Below are 16,957 nucleotides of genomic sequence, written 5' to 3' on the forward strand. Positions count from 1 at the left end.
TGTGTGTGGCGGCCAAGAGTGTTTCTTACAGGAGCCTTGATGAGCTCGCCTGGGTCACTGGGGTTAACCAGCACTTTTTGCAGTCGGTTATTGAACGAGGTGTGGACCCCTATCACGAATTCCAAGTGCCAAAACGAGGGGCGGGCAAATTTCGGACGATTGCTGCTCCCGTTCCGGATCTTGCTCGAGTCCAACGCTGGATTTTAGACCGGGTGCTCGTCGGTCATCCGTCAGAGGCCACAAGCTTTGCTTACCACAAAGGCCGCTCAATCAAGGATTGCGCAAGTGTCCATGTCGGAGCTCATTGGCTTCTCAAACTCGATCTCCAGGACTTTTTTCACTCCGTTACAGAAGACCGGGTGGCACACTCGTTCATAAGCGACGGCCAAAGTGTCGACGCCGCACGCGAGTTGGCTCGGCTCTGCACCCGCGGCTCCACTGCTCAGAGCGACCGCCTCGGATACCTACCTCAGGGTGCCCCGACCAGTGGCTTGCTAGCTAATCGCGCCGCAGCTGACCTGGATCAATCTCTGCTGGCTCTTGCTGCTCGTAACTCGATGAAGTACACCCGTTACTCCGACGACCTGACGTTCTCGTCAACAGGTGAGTTCGACCGGAAGACTGCAATTGCATTGACGCGGTGTGCGCGAAGTGAAATAGCATCACATCGCTTCACCCTCAATGAGCAGAAGATTCGCGTAGTCCCGCCGGGATCGCGACTAATTGTCTTGGGGCTTCTGGTTGATTCGGACCGGGTACGACTCCCTAAAAATTTCAAAACAACACTGCAGTGGCACGTGTACGGCTCGTCGCGTTTCGGGCTTGAGCAGTATTCCTCGTCTCGAGGATTTCCTGAAGTTGACGAGTACATGGTTCACGTGGACGGACTTTTTGCACACGCCGTCCATATTGATCCGGACTGGGCAGGGCCCCTTAGGCAGTCGTGGAATGAAGTGAAGACGTCAGGTCTCGCCGTCGGCTGACACAGCCGGCACGCCGTAGGGCGCTTCAGGCCAACACAGGAAGGACTGGTGTGCAGCGCCCCTTGAGCTGCTTGCCGGCTTACTGTCGGTGGCCACGTGTACGGTTTGACACATACTCGGGTCACTGTGCAGGGGGTGAGGATACCCACTAACCTGATGTCAGTTTTTGTGTCGGCCGCTGTGCCAGATGGGGGATTTCAAATGGGGCTTTCCAACCGCGAGTATGTCGGCCGTGCGCTCGAGGTTTTGGCATCGAGCCTGGGCTCGTATATTTCCTCAGTCCTGGCGGACCTCGCTCCAGGCATCTTGTGGCCGAAGCTTCTCGAACACAAGGACGCCGCGGCCGGACGTACGGCGCAAAGCTATTCAGCCACAGACCTCAGCGTGCAGTTGCGTGTCATGACGGAGTCGCTCGGAGCACTTGGCTACCCCTTCAACCTTGCCCATACGGCCCGAAGCTACACCTCGGAGCTCCGGCAGACGCGCAACCTGTGGGCACATAATGAAGCCTTCGATGACGACGATACGTACCGGGCTCTTGACACTGCCGGCAGGCTGGCCAAGTACCTCAAGCTGGAAGATGCCACGAAGACCCTCTCGGCTCTGCTGGACGGCTACAAGGCGCGGGGCACAGGAAACGACGAAGATGCGCTTGACGGGGATACGGATTCGGGTGAAACGAAAGAACCCGTTGAGGAGCTGACCGACAACGACGTTGCTGTGCTGTCGCCAAGCCAGCACGAAGTTAGCGTTGAAGTAACCGCGGCTGAGGCGCTCAGTTACTCGATGGCCCACAACGGGTTCAAGTTCGTTCGTCAAGTTAAGATCATCAACCCCGGCACGGAGATCCGTGGGGCTGTGGTCCGCATTGAAGTGCTGTCCACCGCGGGGAGGATTTCTGAGGAGTTCCAGCAGTTCGTTGACCTTGCCGCCGGCCAGACGATTGTGCTGGACGATCTGGACGTGCCCGTGTCGGCGAACACGATGTACGGGCTCTCCGACAAACAGACGGGCAGCGTGGTTGTCACCGTCGAGCCCAGCGCAGCCACGGCTGGCGCGGCCGAGATCGGTAGAGCGGAAACGCGAATTGACCTCCTCCCTGCACAGCTATGGATTGCCGGCAGCGGGCTCGTCTCCTTCGAATTCCTCGCCGCTTACGTGCAGCCCCATCATCCCGCGGTAGCGAAACTGGTATCGGAGGCGGCTGACCTACTACTGGAAACAACCGGCAGCAGCAGCCTCGACGGTTACACGGAAAACGCCGACCGCGTCGACCAAATCGCCTTCGCCCTCGCTCAGGCAGCCAGCAACCGGGACATCCGCTACAGCATGCCCCCGGCCAGCTGGGGACTGCAGGGTCAGCAGGTCCGCACGCCCACCCAGGTCTTGGAGGAGCGGCTCGGCACCTGCCTGGACACAGCGATTGTCATGGCGGCGGCTCTGGAATACTGCGGCATCGGGCCGCTGCTGTGGGTCGTCGAGGGTCATGCCTTCCTTGGGTACTGGCGGGAGGAGCGTGCCCTCCCTACAGCTGCCTCAGACGACATTCCTGAACTAGTCAGCCTCGTGCAGCGCGGATACATCGGACTCATCGAGACCACACTGCTGACTGGAAGCCAGCCCATCACCCCGGCCGCTCTCCAGAACAGCCCCTTGGCCAAGTACATTGAGGCAGGCAACGATGACATCCGTGCCGTCACCGATATCCGCCGCGCTCGCCTTGACGGCATATTCCCGCTGCCGGCCCGAACAACGTCCAAGACCGGGGCGCCGGTAGTCACGACCTACACGCCGGCAACCAAGGCAGCGCCCGTCCTCCCTGGGAAGCAGGGCAAAGTCTCCCGCACTCAGGGGCATGTAACGGACGTCCCCCCGCGCGTCACGCAGTGGAAGAACGCGCTGCTGGACCTGAGCCTGCGGAACCGGCTGATCAACTTCACCGACACGGCGCGTTTTCCGCTGGCGGTGCCCAGCTCGTGGATCGGCTCGTTTGAAGATCTCATCAACAACGGCACTCCGGTCAGCCTGCTCCCATCCAACCAAATCAGCGCTGTCTACCAGGAGCGCGGCATCCGCTTTGGCCGTGACCTGCCGCAAGATGAGCTGATCGGGATGCTCAGCTCCAAGAAGGAAGTCTTTGCCGAGGTCAGTGAGGACGGGTACAGCAGCAAGATGCGCGGCCTGGCCTATAAAGCCAAGACTCAGCTGGAAGAAACCGGCGCCAACAACCTGTACTTGGCTCTCGGCAGCCTGATGTGGGAGCTCGATGGCCGGGCTCTACGCTCTCCGCTCGTCCTCGTGCCGGTCAACCTGACCTCGGCCGGGAAGCAGGGACTGTATCGCGTGACCCTGGACGAAACTGGCCAATCCACGCCAAACTATTGTCTCCTCGAAAAGCTTGCCCAGTCCCACGGGTTGAGGATTCCGGGCCTTGCTGAGCCGGCAGAGGACGGATCGGGCATCGATCTTGATGCCGCTTTCGACGCAGTCCGGGAGGCTGTCTCTGCAAAGGGGCTCGCCTTCAGGGTGGAGAACACCGTGGACCTGTCCATGCTCCAGTTCGCCAAGTTCCGCCTATGGAAGGATCTCGACGAGAACTGGGAGCAGTTCGCCAAGAACCGGCTGGTCCACCACCTCATCAGTACCCCCACGGAACTGTTCCATGACCCCGTGACTGCGGATGACGACGTCGACCTCGACGCCCTTGCTGCCCAATGCCCCATTCCGGCGGACTCATCGCAGCTTCAGGCTGTAGCGTCGGCGGTGGCCGGGCAGACCTTCGTCCTCGAAGGACCTCCCGGGACCGGTAAATCCCAGACCATCACCAATCTGCTCACCCGCGCCATCGTTGAAGGCAAACGGGTCCTGTTCGTCGCCGAGAAGCGCGCGGCTCTCGATGTGGTCCAGAAACGCCTGAACGAGGTGGGCATGGGGCCGTTCTCCCTCGACCTCCACGACAAAGGAAGCAAGCCAGCCGTTGTCCGCGCACAGATCAAGCACGCCCTGGAACTCCGTCTGGACTCGGATTCCCAGCAGCTTGAAACCGCCTCAACGGATCTGGCGGCCGCACGGCGCGGCCTGGTCCGCTATGCCAGCAACCTGCATGAGGAAAACGGAGCGCATCTTTCCCTCTACAGCGCCCGCACCAAAGCACTCACCTACGAGCAGGACGATCCCGCAATTCCGCTGGGAACGGACTTCACCTCCTCCGCGAACGATTCCATCTTGGAGCCTGTCCGCAAGGTTCTGCGTGAGCTGCCCGAGTACACCGACCGCGCCCGACCGGGGAAGGACCACCCGTGGAGGTTTGTCGCCGTTGTTACCGGGCCGGAGCAGTCGGAACAGCTGCTGGCCGCGGGGCGCCGCCTCGACGCCGCGCTCGACGCCATCCGCTCTGTTGAGGGATTGACACAGGTTGTTTTCTCCGCTGGGCAGCCGTCCGACGTCGGGACGCTCGCCGCGCTGCTGGAAGACCGGAGCGTTCCGCTGGAAACGCTCGACGCCGTCAGGTCCGGGAAATGGTCCACAGGTGCTGGCCACTTGGAACAGCTGGTTGCCGCGTTTGCCGCAGTCAATCACCCAGGTCTGGAACAGGTAGGGCCGGAAGCCATGGACCTTCCGCTGCAGGACATCCTGGTGCGCGCCCAGCAGGCAGCGGCGACGGGGTTCTGGGGACGCAAGAAGCGGCTACTGGCGGTTGCGGCTGAACTGGACAGCGTGCTGTACCAAGGCTCTGAGATCTGGCACAAGGAGCTGGTGCCGCTGCTCGAGAATCTGGTCGCTGCACAGCAGCAGATCCAAGGTCTCCAACACGAGGCGCAGACCGTGCCGGGCGTCTCCGTGCCGCAATCCTGGAACCCGCTGACAGAAGCCGGGCAGGCGGCATTGAACCACCGGCTCGGCTGGTTGCGCTGGGCTGCGGAGGCAGTTGTTCCTAAGAACGGAAAGGGTGCTCTTCCATTCCAGAGCGCTCTGCGTACCTTCCTCAGCGACGGGCCGTCCGTGCACGAAAACATCGTCGGATGGTTGTACGAGCTCGCGCAGGCGTGGGAGGCGTTCGCCAGGATTTCTGTCGTCGCAGATTCGGAATTGAAGGGCTGGATCGGTGACAAGGGCTTTTTGCAGGTCTGGGGCGACACTCGGGCTGCAAGGCGCCTGGATGCCGCCGGCTCGGCGCCACTGCAGCGCTGGGTTGAGCTCTTGGAGCACGTTGAACCGCTCCGGTCCGTGGGGCTGCACGGGGCACGCACTGCAATCCTTGACGGTCTGCTGGATGCGGATGACGCCGCAGCCGCCTTTGAACGCGGACTCGCCGAAAGCTCCCTCGAGGAACGCAGTCTGGCCACGGGACTTCAGGACTTTGATGCTCACGCACATGAGCGAACCATCGAGCGGTTTACTTCGCGTGCGGCGGCAGTGCGTGAGCTCCTGAAGCGCAACCTTGCTGCCGGAGTCGTCAGCGGAAGGCGCGTCTCGTCGTCGTCGAACTCCGGCCGTATGGGGGAGCTGCAGCGCCAGCTGACGCGCCAGCGCGGCGGCATGACTGTCCGCAAGCTCATGGAGAACTACGCAGACCTCATCACTCACATCATGCCGTGCACCCTGGTCAGCCCGGACTCGGTTGCACGGTTCTTTCCCGCATCGGCGAATCTGTTCGACATCGTGGTCTTCGACGAGGCGTCGCAGATCCGAGTGGCGGACGCCGTCGGCGCCATGGGCCGTGGTTCGTCAGTGGTGGTCGTCGGGGACAGCAAGCAGATGCCGCCGACGTCCTTTGCCGAATCCTCTGGTGATTCTTCCGACGAGATCGAGAACGACGTTACAGCGGTGGAGGACATGGAATCCATCCTCTCCGAGTGCGTGGAGGCGCGGGTGCCCCGGCAGTGGCTGTCCTGGCACTACAGGAGCCAGGACGAGTCGCTTATCGCGTTCAGCAACCAGCAGTACTACGACAGCAAGCTCTCGTCCTTTCCGGGGCCGTCCCACGGGGCTCCTGATCCCGGGCTCGGCGGACACGGCGTCAACTTCGTCCGGGTGGACGGACAGTTCCACAGGTCCGGCCCTTCCAAGGTGCTGCGCACCAACCCCATTGAGGCGGCCGCTGTGGTGGAGGAGGTCCGCCGGCGCTTCGATTCGGATTCCTCAGGTTCCCCTTCAGTGGGCGTAGTGACCTTCAACCTGCAACAGCGGGCACTCATCGAAGGCCTGCTTCGCGACACGGACGATGCTCGGATCATCAAGGCACTGGACGAGGATGCGGAAGGTTTGTTCGTCAAGAACCTTGAGAATGTCCAGGGTGACGAGCGGGATGTCATTCTGTTCTCCACCGGCTTCAGTAAGAACGATAAGGGGTACCTGCCGTTGAACTTCGGGCCCTTGAACCGGGCTGGAGGTGAGAGGCGACTCAATGTGGCAGTGACGCGTTCTCGGCGGCAGGTGGTTGTCTTCTCGAGTTTCAGCCCAAGTGAGCTGAGGTCCGAGGAAACGAGCTCGGTGGGCATCAAGCACCTGCGCTCATACCTCGACCTGGCGGAACAGGGAACCGCGGCGCTTCCGTATGATGGCCGGCGGACAATCGGCGTGGACCTGCACCGCGAGGAGATCGCCGATGCACTCCGGGACCGCGGCTTTGTTATTGCGACTGACGTGGGGTTGTCCGACTTCAAGGTCGATATCAGCGTTGCTGTCCCGGACGATCCGCGTCGGCCGCTGATGGCCGTGCTGTTGGATAGCCCTGCGTGGGCTGCCCGCCGGACTGCAGGGGACAGGGACGGGCTACCCGGCGATGTGCTCACTCGAATGATGCGTTGGCCATCGGTGCAGCGCGTTTGGCTGCCGGCTTGGCTCGCCGACCGCGACGCCGTGCTGGACAAGCTTGAGGCTGCTCTGGCGGAGGCATATGAAGCGGCGACGTCTGTTCCGGAGCCGATTGCTGCTCCGGGGAGCCAAGCTCCCGAGGAAGCGCGCTCCGGGCGACGGGCTGCTGAGTCCGCTGTTGCGGAGCCGGACTACGTCCTGGTGGCCGGCAAGGACAGCTCCCGTCCCGGACAAGGGGCTCTCTTGGAGGCCGTCCGTGCGGATCCGCGACCGGCCACGGTTGTGGCCGCGTCCTCCCGTCCTAGCTACAAGCCGTGGACCGTCCGGCGTTTGGGAGGTGTGGAAGTGCTGGACACGCTTCACTCCCGCCGTTCCGTGGCTGCCGTGCGTGACGCCATCCGAACAGTCGTTGAGGCCGAGGGGCCGGTCGAGCAGGGGCGCCTTGCGAAACTGGTTTGTGCAGCCTTCAGCCTCAACAAGGTGAACGCTGACCGGATGAATTCGGTGCTGGATGTCCTCGATGAGGCACTGCACTACTGCGATGCTGACGGATTCATTTGGGACGCATCAATCGACCGGGAGCTGTGGGAACACTTTAGGCCGAACAGTTCCGACGTAACTAGGAAGCCCGAGCACATCAGTGTGGTGGAGATTCGGAATGCGATGGTCGAGATCGTGCGGGTATCCGGCGGCATTGCAGTGGATGAGCTGCACCGTGAGGCGATCAGGACCTTTGGGGCCAAGCGCCTGACCGCTGGTGTCACTGCGCGGCTGAATCAGGGACTGCAGTACGGCGTCGACACTGAGCGGCTTGAGCTGCGCGGCGAATTGGTCCACCTGTCTGACCGGAACGGTTAGAACAACGATGCATTCCTTGGAGATAGCAGTCTTCGAACCCCATCACCTCCGGGACGAAACTGGTCATTTTCGAAGCTTCAGTAGTGAGCCGGCGTTCGATGAAGCGATGTCCTCTGTATTCGGCTACTTTGCTTTGGTGACGGTCGAGGAGGCGCGTGAACTCTCCAGAATACTGAGTCGGGGATACAACCGCAGGGGCCAGTGGAAGGTGTTTGATCCCGTTTCCTTCACTGTTGTGCATAACAGGTACGGGGAGGAGGTGGGCGTCCCTTTGGTGCTTTGGATGCGGGCTAGGGCTGTCATGGAGCTCCAGCGGAGGTGCATGTCAATTTCGAAAAAACCTTCCCGTATTTGCGGAGGAGAGACGAGAGTTGTTCAGGGCGTTCTGACTAGGGGTCGCACGTCAACCACAGCTGGCAGCGCGGCTGACATGGTACGCACGCGCCAGCCGCGTCGAGCACACGTGCAGCGCGTGCATCGCCTGCCGCAGCTCCAGGACCTCGGACACGTCGTGCAGGTGCGGCGGGCTGTGCTGGGTCCGGGCTGATGCCCAGCGCCATGGCACGGCGCCACGCATCCGCTAGCGGCTTGGGGTCTCCGGGCGCGGGACACGGCAGATGACCCGATCACAGGCCGAGTAAATCCGTCTGCTGCTCGTCGTGAACTGTTGCCGCTCGAAGTCCGGCGAACCAGGGCGGCTGGCGTAATTGCACCTCAGCAAGATCATCTCTCTCACGGAGATCGGCCACTCTACCGTTGGGTGGGCGAACCGGCTGCCACCGGCGGGGGCGCGCTGCTGCCTACCGGGCCATCAGCCAACAGATGTTTTGATTGCTGGGTTACCCTGTTGGGACGTCACCTGGGTTTCGAAATTCGCAGCCCCGCTAGACGCTGAACCCGCCTGAGAGGACTTGCCATGCCCGAAGCTCCAATTGACGCTGTCGACGTCGACAATGCTGTTGACGTCGACGAGGCCGACCGGAAGATCGTCGAGGATGAGCGAGCCAAGCTGCGGGACTTTGTCAAAGGGCTCAGCCCGGACGATATCAGGTCGGGTGGATGGTTCACCAAGCTCGCCGCTCAGGCCCTGAGCTCCTACACCGATAAGGTCAACTGGCAGTACTTTCAGGAAAAGTATGAGGGGGTCCCCGCAGACGCCATCGTCGACCAGCGCATCAAGATGGCCTCTCGGTACGCCGCGCTCGAAGGAGGGCTTTCCGCCAGTGCCTACTCGGCGACCATCATCGCCACCTTGGGGACCCTTGGCGGTTCCTCGCCCGCGACTGTCCCTGCCGCCATCGCAACCGTTATGATCGATGTCGCTTTCATCACCCAACTTCAGCTCCGACTGGCCTACGATGTCGCAGTCCTATACCGAGTCCCGCTCGACCTTTCCGACCCCGATGACCTGTGGAAGCTCATCCGGGTGGCCTTCACCATCAAGGGCGGCGAAGTTGTGCGTGGGGGCGTGGGTAAAGCTGTCCCGGCTATCATGCGTCCACTGATCAAGCGCTTCTATTCCGGAGCGGTCCTGAATGCCGCGAAGGGCTTTCCGGTCGTCGGAAAGTTCCTGCTTCAGCGCAACGTCATCAAGATCGGTATCCCGCTCGTCGGCGTTCCTCTCGCGGTGCTGCTGAACCGCTACACGACGCTGGTCGCGGGTAGGCACGCGCAAGCCGTCTTCCGGAACGAGGCGCGGGTGATCGAGCTCGCCGAGAATCTGAGCGAACGGAGTCAGCACCCGCAGCTGATGCTGTGGGTCGCATGGCTGGTCATCACGGCGGACCGTAAGATCACGGACGATGAGACGCTGTTGATGCGGCACTTGGTGAGGATCGTCCGGGATCAGCATCAGGTTGTCGATGAACAGTTAGCTCACGTTGTCGATGTCGACCCCGCTGAGGTGTGGCGACGCCTGGAGAGCGAGTCCGGGGAGCTTGATGACATCCTTGACGTCGCCGACCGGGTGGCCGCTGTTGACGGCGATGTCAACGCGCTGGAGAAGGTAATCATCTCGGAACTCCGAGATCGGTGCAGCCGAGCCTGAAGCCGTCTTGGGCGTGCGGGAAGTTCGGAATCAATCTATTTGAGTAGCGTCGGAACGCCGGAGGCGTTTCAGGGGGAGAAGGAACTCATGCTCGGCAAGCTTTTGAAGGGCACTGCCTTGGTTGTGGTTGGTGCCCTCGTGGCGCTGACGCTGACCGGCTTCGGTGTCATGAACATGTTCACCAGTTGGTTCCAGGGGAGCCAGGTCGATCGGAGCCAGCCCGTACTGCTGAAGTCCATACAGGACATTCGGCAGTTTCACGCTGCGGTGGGCAATTTTGAGGTTCTGCTCGACATCGAGGACGAGGCGGGTTGGGTGCCGGGCTTCATCGCTGGACGCCGGACGTTGTTTGTCGGGGCCGGCACCGTGAATTCATATGTTGATTTTTCGGGCTTTGCCGATGGGGACCTGAAGCGGTCCGCGGATGGCAAGTCCTTGACGATCCGGTTGCCTCAGGCGAAACTCGACAAGCCCAACCTCAACCTTGACAGGTCCGGTATCTACGACCAGGACCGTGGCATCATCGATCGCATTGCCGATGCGATAGAAACTCCAGAGCAGGAACAGTTCTACAAACTGGCTGAAACGAAGATGGCGGCCGCAGCTCAAGAGTCGGAGCTTCTGAAACAGGCGACTGAGAATACGAAATCCATGCTGACCGGGACTTTCGGCTCGGTCGGGATTGAAGTCAAATTCATCGAGGATGCGTCGGGCAGCTAGGCAATGCCTACCCCACACCAGGAGCACCCCGTGCGGAAGATCATCCTGATGGTCTCCCTGTTGGTGGACGGGTTCTTCGAGCGGCACGGCCTGTACATAAGCTGCCACCGGGTAGACGAGGAACTGCACCAGCACCTCAACGACGAGCGGGGGGCGATGGGTGGGTTACTCAGCGGCCGGATCACCCACCCGCTGATGGCGGATTTCTGGCCCACGACCGACCAAGGCCCGGGCATCTCACCGGTCATGGCCGAGTTCGCCGGGATCTGGCGGACCATGCCCAAGTACGTCTTCTCTCGCACCGACACCACGGCGGGCTGTAACACCACGGTGATTCCCGGCGTCGTGCCTGAACAGATCGCGGAACTGAAGGCGCAGCCCAGTGGCGACCCGGTGCTCGGCGGGACGGACCTGGCCGCATGAACGGCGGCGTACGGTGCACTGCACACTAGCACTGCCGGATGAATGAGGCCCACCGTTCAGCTGCACCGGCGGCCCGGAGGTACTCCTCCAGTGGAGCCAGCTCCGGCTGCGAGGACTCATCAGCCACTGCATCCGCCCCCACGGCGTTAGCCACCGCCAGCGCCCGGGAGTAATCCAGCCCCGCCCCGAGCGCCAGAACCAGGGCCGCGCAGAAGGCGTCGCCCGCTCCGATCGTGTTCGCCACCGTCACGGCCGAAGCCGGAGCCTCGGCCACCTTCCGCCCGTGCTCGAACATCGCCGAGCCGTCCTTCCCGTAGGTCACCGCCACGAGCTTGGCATCGGCCAGCGCCGGGATCAGCTCGTACTCGGTCTCGTTGACGATCACCAGGTCGCACCGCTCCAGCAGCTCCTCCGGCAGGTCCATGGCCGGGGCCGCGTTCAGGACGAAGAACCCGGAGGAACGCCGGGCAGCTTCCAGCACCACGGGCAGACCTACCTCGAGCTGGCACAGCACCGCCTCGTCCGGCGCAAACGAAACGCCCTCCAAGGAAAACGCGGAGTTCGCCCCCGGGCACACCACGATCTGGTTCTCGCCGTCGCGGTCCACCACGATCAGCGCGGTGCCCGTCGCGTTGCCGTCAAGTACCGCCACGTCAGAAGTGTTCACGCCTGCCCCAGAAAGAGCCTCCAGCATCAGGCGGCCCTGGGCGTCGTCGCCCACTGCTCCGATGATCCGCACGCTCCCGCCGAGACGCGCGGCGGCCACGGCCTGGTTGGCTCCCTTGCCGCCCGGCTGCTGCTGGAGAACGCCGCCGCCGACGGTTTCGCCGGCAGTGGGCAGCCGGTCCGTGGTGACGATGATGTCGAGGTTGGTGCTGCCGACGACGGTGACGGCAGGAAGTCGAGTGCTCAATGGATGTCCTATCGGGTGAAGCCAAGGCGGCTGGATTAGGAAATAGTGTACGCCATGGTTGTACTTGTTCGTCATACATGGTTGTATAACAACTCACATCCCAAAGGCAGGACCCCGCCTGCAGAACAAAGGAGTTTGATGTGAACAGCCCAGTCCCGGTCACCACCTCGCCGCCGGCCGTCGTCGGCAACGAAACAATCGCAGACCAGCCACAGTTCGCCGGCCGCCGCGCCGCCCTCCTTATTTCCACCCTGCTGCTCGGCGTCCTGTCCTTCCAGCTCAACGCCAGCATGGTCACCCCGGCCCTGCCCCAGATCGCCGCCAGCTTCGGCCTAAGCGCAGACAGCGCCGCCCCCGTGCAGTCCATGTTCTTCCTCGCCGGAGCGATCGCCGGACCGGTGATCGGACGGTGGAGCGACTTCATCGGCCGCCGCGCCGCGCTGCTCCTGGTCCTCGGCATCATGGGCGCCGGAACCCTTCTCTGCATCGCAGCCCCGACACTGCCACTGCTCGTTGCCGGCAGGTTCCTGCAGGGCGTTTCCAGCGCCGTCTTCGCGCTCGCCTACATCGTCCTCAGCGAGAACCTGCACGCCCGGCTCTTCGGCACCTCCGTCGGGATCATCGCCGCCATCAACGGCGGGATCGGCGGCGTCGACGGCTACGTCGGCGGCCTCCTGGCCGAGACCCTCGGCTTCCGGTCCATCTTCGTCGTCGTGCTGGTGCTGACCGCCGTCGCCGCCGGCTGCATCCTCAAGACCGTCCCGAAGGGACGGCCGCAGGGCGTCCGCGGCGCCATGGACTGGTGGGGCGCAGGCTCGCTCTCGGTGTTCCTCGTCTTCATCACCTACTTCGTCTCCGGCGGATCGGCCGCCGGCTGGACCGCGCCCGGCACCCTGGGCCTGCTGGCCGGCACGGTCGCGTCCTTCGCCGCCTTCTGGATGATCGAGAAAAAGCGCAGCCACCCGCTCATCGCCGTCCACCACCTGCGCTCCCGCCAGGTCTGGCCCGTCATCGCCACCACCGTCCTGACCTTGGCCGGCATCTTCGCCGTCATCAACTTCACCGTGGTCCTGCTCAGCCAGGACGCCCGCCACGGCTTCGGGTTCAGCGCGTCCGTCTCCGCCCTGCTGTTCCTGACCCCGGCCGCGCTCATCGGCGTCTTCGCCGCACCGCTCGCCGGCTGGCTCGCCGACCGCCGCGGCTGGATCAAAACCCTCCGCGCCGGTACCGGGCTGAGCCTGGCCTGCGCCATCGCCGCCGCCACGTTCTCCGACAACCAGGTGGCCGTGATGATCGCCGTCGCCGCCCTCGGCATCTTCTACAACGGCTTCTTCCTCACCGCCATCAACGGGCTCTCCGTTCTGCTCTCGCCCAAGGAAGCCCCCGCCGCCCTGCCCGGCATCAACGGGGCGTCCTTCGGCATCGGGGCGAGCCTCGGCGTCGTGATCGTGGCACCGTTCGCCGCCCAGGCCACGTCCGCCGGCTACGCCACCGCCCTCTGGATCTCGGTGGCCATCACGGCGGCAGCGTTCATCGTCAGCCTCTTCGTCGCCGCCCCCAAGGGCGAATCCCTCTGACATCCCATCCCAACCCAGCACGAACGAAACGAGAAGCACCCCCATGACCACGCCCACCAGCCCCCCGTTCTACCTCGACTGCGACACCGGGATCGACGACGCCCTCGCCCTGGCTTACCTGCTCGCCTCCCCGCAGGCGGACGTGCGGGGGATCGGCACCGTCAGCGGCAACGTCAGTGCCGCCGTCGGCGCCCGGAACACCCTGGACCTGCTCCAGCTCGCCGGGCACGCGCACATCCCCGTCGCGCTCGGCGCCCACGACCCGCAGACCGGCACGTTCCGCGGCGGGGCGCCGCACGTCCACGGCGCCAACGGCATCGGCGAGGTCTCGCTGGAGGCAGCCGACGCCGGGCTGGCACCGGAAACCGCGGCGGAGATGCTGGTGCGGCTCGCCCACGAACACCCCGGCACGCTGCGGGTCCTTGCCATCGGCCCGCTCACCAACATCGCCGAGGCCCTGCGGCTGGACCCGGAGCTGCCCCGGCTGGTGGAGGAAATCACCATCATGGGCGGGGCCGCGCTGGCCCCCGGGAACATCTCGGCGGTGGCGGAGGCGAACATCGCGAACGACCCGGAGGCCGCCGCGGATGTCCTCGCCGCCGACTGGAACATCACCCTGGTGCCGCTGGACGTGACCATGTCCAACGTGCTGGAGGAAAGCGACCGGCAGGAGCTGCTGGCCGCCCGCCATCCGATTCCGCAGGCGCTGGGGGAGATGCTCGGCTACTACTTCCGGTTCTACGAGGGCATCTTCGGCCGGGCGTGCTCCGCCATGCACGACCCCCTCGCGGCGGCGCTCGCGGTGGGCGGCGTCAAAGCCGCCGTCGCCCCGGTGGTGCATGTCGACGTCGACACCACCGACGGTCCCGGCCGCGGCCAGACTGTCTGCGACCTCCGCGGACTCTACCTGGACTACCCGGAGCAGCCCGGCGCCCGCTGCCGTGTGGTGCTGGAGCTCGACGGCGACTTCGCGCCGCACCTGGTGGAGGTGCTGCTTTCGTTCCCTGAAAGCACGACGGCGGGCCTCGCCTCCGCGGTCACGTCACCGGCCTGAGCATGTTGTCCGAGGCGAAGCCCCGGCATGCCTGGTCGTGCAGGCGCCCCGCCAGTACGTGCGGGGCGCCTGCTTTGGTACCAACGCTGACGCTTATGCCGGTGCGCCCACGAGGTGGCCGGCCGTGAGGGGCAGGCGCTGCCCGTTGATCTGTTCCGCATCCAGGCCGAAGATCCGCTGTACAGCGTCGGCAAGGACACTGACATCCGTGAAGCCCGGAAATTTCCGTTCCGGCTGGGCTGCGCGCATCCGGTCATCGACCAGAGCCTTGACGACGAAGACCAGGGCGGCCGAGTGCTGAGCGGAGAGGGGGCTTTCGTTTCCTCCCTGCAGGTGCCGGAATCCGTCGGCCACGGCCAGCGTCCATGCCTCGGCGGCGGACTTGACGGCGGCATAGGCGGCGCCGTCCGCTGTGGGCGAGGAAGCGGACTGTGCGGAAACGATGGCCAGGCGACCCACAGGGGAGGCAGCCAAGTCATCGTAAAACGCGCGGCTGGTGTTCCTCAGGGTGGTGAGGACGCTGGTGTGGAGGAAGTCCCAGTCTTCATCCGTCTGGCCTTTGATGCCGGTACCGCCTCGCCACCCTCCTACAAGGTGGATAAGGCCGTCCACGGGACCCAGATCGTTCCGGACCGACGTCGCCAAGTCCTCAACGGCCTGCAGGTCCGCGAGGTTGCAGACATAGCCCGTGACGTTGTCGTACGCTGCCGAGAGCTCCTGCACTCGGTCCTCAAGAATGTCCACGGCGGCCACGCGTGCCCCTGCTTGCGAGAGGGTGCGGACTACCGCGACGCCGGCAGCGCTTGTCGAACCGGCTACGACGACCGTACGGCCCGAGAGGTCCTGGCTCATGCGCCCGCCTCGCCCTCAGTCTTCACAGGGCTCTTACCGGTGATCCCGGCAGTTGATTCAATGACCGAGGACATCTTCTTCTCCAGTGCCTCGTAGAACATCGACAGGGGGAATTCGTCATCAAGGATCTGGTCCGTCAGACCCCGGGGAGGGCCTTCGAGCGGAAGGGCCTCCGGTCCCTTGGCCCACGCGGAGGCCGGGTGGGGGGTGAGGGTTTCCGAGACGAGCTCGTAGGCAGCCAGCCAGTGTGCGGTCTTCGGCCGGTCGATTGAACGCCAGTAGAGTTCCTCGATGCGGAGACCCAGCTCGACGACCACGCCGGCGACGTCCTTCCAGTCGATGCTCAGCTTTCCATCGGTCCAGTGCAGGACCCGGTGCTGGTGCATCCAGGCGAACAGCAATTGGCCGCCCACGGCGTCGTAGTTACGGACCCGGTTCCCGGTAATCGCGAAGCGGAAAATGCGGTCGAAGATCACGGCGTACTGGACCAGCTTGGCGTGCTTGCGGGCGTCCTCGGAAGCCGTTTCGTCCCGCTCGATGAGGACTGATTCGCGGAAGGCGGTCAGGTCACAGCGGAGCTCCTCCAGGGAGTACAGGAAATACGGCATCCGCTGCTTGATCATGAACGGGTCAAAGGGCAGGTCACCGCGCATGTGGGTCCGGTCATGGATCAGATCCCACATCACGAAGGTCTTCTCCGTAAGGTGCTGGTCGTCGATGAATTCCGCGGCGTCAGCCGGCAGGTCCAGGGAAGTGATGTCGGCAGCAGCTTTTAGGACGCGACGGAACCGGGCAGCTTCGCGGTCCGCGAAAATGCCTCCCCAAGTGAAGGAGGGGGTGCTCCGGACCGCAACGCTCTCGGGGAAGAGAACTGCGGAGTTCGTGTCATAACCGGGCGTGAAATCGACGAAGCTGATGGGGACGAACAGCTTGTTGGAGTAGTTTGCTGCCTCCAGTTCAGCGACGAAAGAAGGCCAAATGACCTCGATGAGGACGGCCTCGAAGTAGCGGTTGGTGCTGCCGTTCTGCGTGTACATGGGGAACACAACCAGGTGCGGCAGCCCATCGATGCGCCACTGCTCGGGGTGGAAGGCTACCAATGAGTCGAGGAAATCCGGTACGACGAAGCCCTCGGACGCCCACCGCTGGAAGTCCTGCACAAGCAGTTCAAGGTAGTCCGAGTCGTGGGGGAGGTGGGGGCGCAGCTCGTTGATTGAGTCAGTAATGATGCCGACATTATGGCGGGCCTGGTCGTGGTCAGCGGGTTCCGGAACGGAACCGTCCTGCACTTGAACCTGCTGCAGTCCGATGACGGCTGCCTTCAGTGCCTGCCATGCCGGGAGCGCCTTGAGGTCTTCTGCCCGGGTGGTTATCACTTCCGGGTTTGCGATTACAGACATGCTCGTTCCTTCCGTTGAGGGGATTCCTGAAGAAGCTAGCAGTGCGTAAGCATTCGTGAAGGATCCTTTCCTCATGCATAAGAAATACTTTTGCTCGGGGCCGGCTCCTCACCGCTATGCCTGCGCTTGACCTTAAGGTCGGGTGTCTTTGGGACTTCTTGTGCATCTTTACCCCTGGCATCATTCGCCTAACGCCGGCCACCGGCCATAGCAGATCGTCAGAGCTGCTTACTTACCGAGCGAAATCAAATCAGGAACTCTTACGCTCAAATCGGGTAACCCATGCCTATGCGTAAGGACTTGACCCGTCGGA

Annotated in this window: 10 protein-coding genes; 7 read left to right on the forward strand and 3 right to left on the reverse strand. The window is 63.4% G+C overall.

The genetic code is table 11. The features are described from left to right. Nucleotides 1-5 precede the first annotated feature (5 nt). The 5 genes from AC1DD3_RS11880 to AC1DD3_RS11900 all read left to right on the forward strand — a co-directional run bounded on the left by AC1DD3_RS11880 (nt 6) and on the right by AC1DD3_RS11900 (nt 10,848). On the forward strand, nt 6-983 hold the full coding sequence (locus AC1DD3_RS11880; protein ID WP_476881745.1) for a reverse transcriptase family protein: 978 nt from the start codon (nt 6-8) through the stop codon (nt 981-983). 201 nt (nt 984-1,184) lie between these two features. Beyond that, nucleotides 1,185-7,658: a DUF3320 domain-containing protein gene (locus AC1DD3_RS11885; RefSeq protein WP_476881746.1), complete on the forward strand. Its 6,474-nt coding sequence runs from the start codon at nt 1,185-1,187 to the stop codon at nt 7,656-7,658. Nucleotides 7,659-8,574: 916 nt separating this feature from the next. Next, the gene (locus tag AC1DD3_RS11890) at nt 8,575-9,705 is read left to right on the forward strand and encodes a hypothetical protein (RefSeq protein WP_476881747.1); all 1,131 of its coding nucleotides are present in this window, start codon (nt 8,575-8,577) and stop codon (nt 9,703-9,705) included. A gap of 87 nt (nt 9,706-9,792) precedes the next feature. Beyond that, entirely contained in the window at nt 9,793-10,425 is a 633-nt protein-coding gene (locus AC1DD3_RS11895; protein ID WP_476881748.1) for a DUF4230 domain-containing protein, read from the forward strand. Nucleotides 10,426-10,455: 30 nt separating this feature from the next. Next, the gene (locus AC1DD3_RS11900) at nt 10,456-10,848 is read left to right on the forward strand and encodes a dihydrofolate reductase family protein (RefSeq protein WP_476881749.1); all 393 of its coding nucleotides are present in this window, start codon (nt 10,456-10,458) and stop codon (nt 10,846-10,848) included. A 25-nt stretch (nt 10,849-10,873) separates the two neighbouring features. Here the strand turns inward: AC1DD3_RS11900 and AC1DD3_RS11905 are convergent, their stop codons facing one another. Beyond that, on the reverse strand, nt 10,874-11,761 hold the full coding sequence (locus AC1DD3_RS11905) for a ribokinase (RefSeq protein WP_476881750.1): 888 nt from the start codon (nt 11,759-11,761) through the stop codon (nt 10,874-10,876). A 140-nt stretch (nt 11,762-11,901) separates the two neighbouring features. Here AC1DD3_RS11905 and AC1DD3_RS11910 point away from each other — a divergent pair, with 140 nt between their 5' ends. Continuing rightward, the gene (locus AC1DD3_RS11910) at nt 11,902-13,338 is read left to right on the forward strand and encodes an MFS transporter (protein ID WP_476881751.1); all 1,437 of its coding nucleotides are present in this window, start codon (nt 11,902-11,904) and stop codon (nt 13,336-13,338) included. A gap of 43 nt (nt 13,339-13,381) precedes the next feature. Beyond that, the gene (locus AC1DD3_RS11915) at nt 13,382-14,392 is read left to right on the forward strand and encodes a nucleoside hydrolase (protein WP_476881752.1); all 1,011 of its coding nucleotides are present in this window, start codon (nt 13,382-13,384) and stop codon (nt 14,390-14,392) included. Between the two features lie 93 nt (nt 14,393-14,485). Here the strand turns inward: AC1DD3_RS11915 and AC1DD3_RS11920 are convergent, their stop codons facing one another. Next, the gene (locus AC1DD3_RS11920) at nt 14,486-15,244 is read right to left on the reverse strand and encodes an SDR family NAD(P)-dependent oxidoreductase (protein WP_476881753.1); all 759 of its coding nucleotides are present in this window, start codon (nt 15,242-15,244) and stop codon (nt 14,486-14,488) included. Beyond that, nucleotides 15,241-16,644: a DUF6421 family protein gene (locus AC1DD3_RS11925; RefSeq protein ID WP_476881754.1), complete on the reverse strand. Its 1,404-nt coding sequence runs from the start codon at nt 16,642-16,644 to the stop codon at nt 15,241-15,243. The genes AC1DD3_RS11920 and AC1DD3_RS11925 overlap by 4 nt, the downstream gene beginning before the upstream one ends. Nucleotides 16,645-16,957 lie beyond the last annotated feature (313 nt).

This window comes from Arthrobacter sp. 05T444 (assembly GCF_056395905.1).

Excerpts from the sequence above, each read along its gene's own strand:
- AC1DD3_RS11885 (WP_476881746.1), top strand. The coding sequence starts at position 1,185 with ATGGGGCTTTCCAACCGCGAGTATGTCGGCCGTGCGCTCGAGGTTTTG.
- AC1DD3_RS11890 (WP_476881747.1), top strand. The coding sequence starts at position 8,575 with ATGCCCGAAGCTCCAATTGACGCTGTCGACGTCGACAATGCTGTTGAC.
- AC1DD3_RS11895 (WP_476881748.1), top strand. The coding sequence starts at position 9,793 with ATGCTCGGCAAGCTTTTGAAGGGCACTGCCTTGGTTGTGGTTGGTGCC.
- AC1DD3_RS11915 (WP_476881752.1), top strand. The coding sequence starts at position 13,382 with ATGACCACGCCCACCAGCCCCCCGTTCTACCTCGACTGCGACACCGGG.
- AC1DD3_RS11925 (WP_476881754.1), bottom strand. The coding sequence starts at position 16,644 with ATGTCTGTAATCGCAAACCCGGAAGTGATAACCACCCGGGCAGAAGAC.
- AC1DD3_RS11920 (WP_476881753.1), bottom strand. The coding sequence starts at position 15,244 with ATGAGCCAGGACCTCTCGGGCCGTACGGTCGTCGTAGCCGGTTCGACA.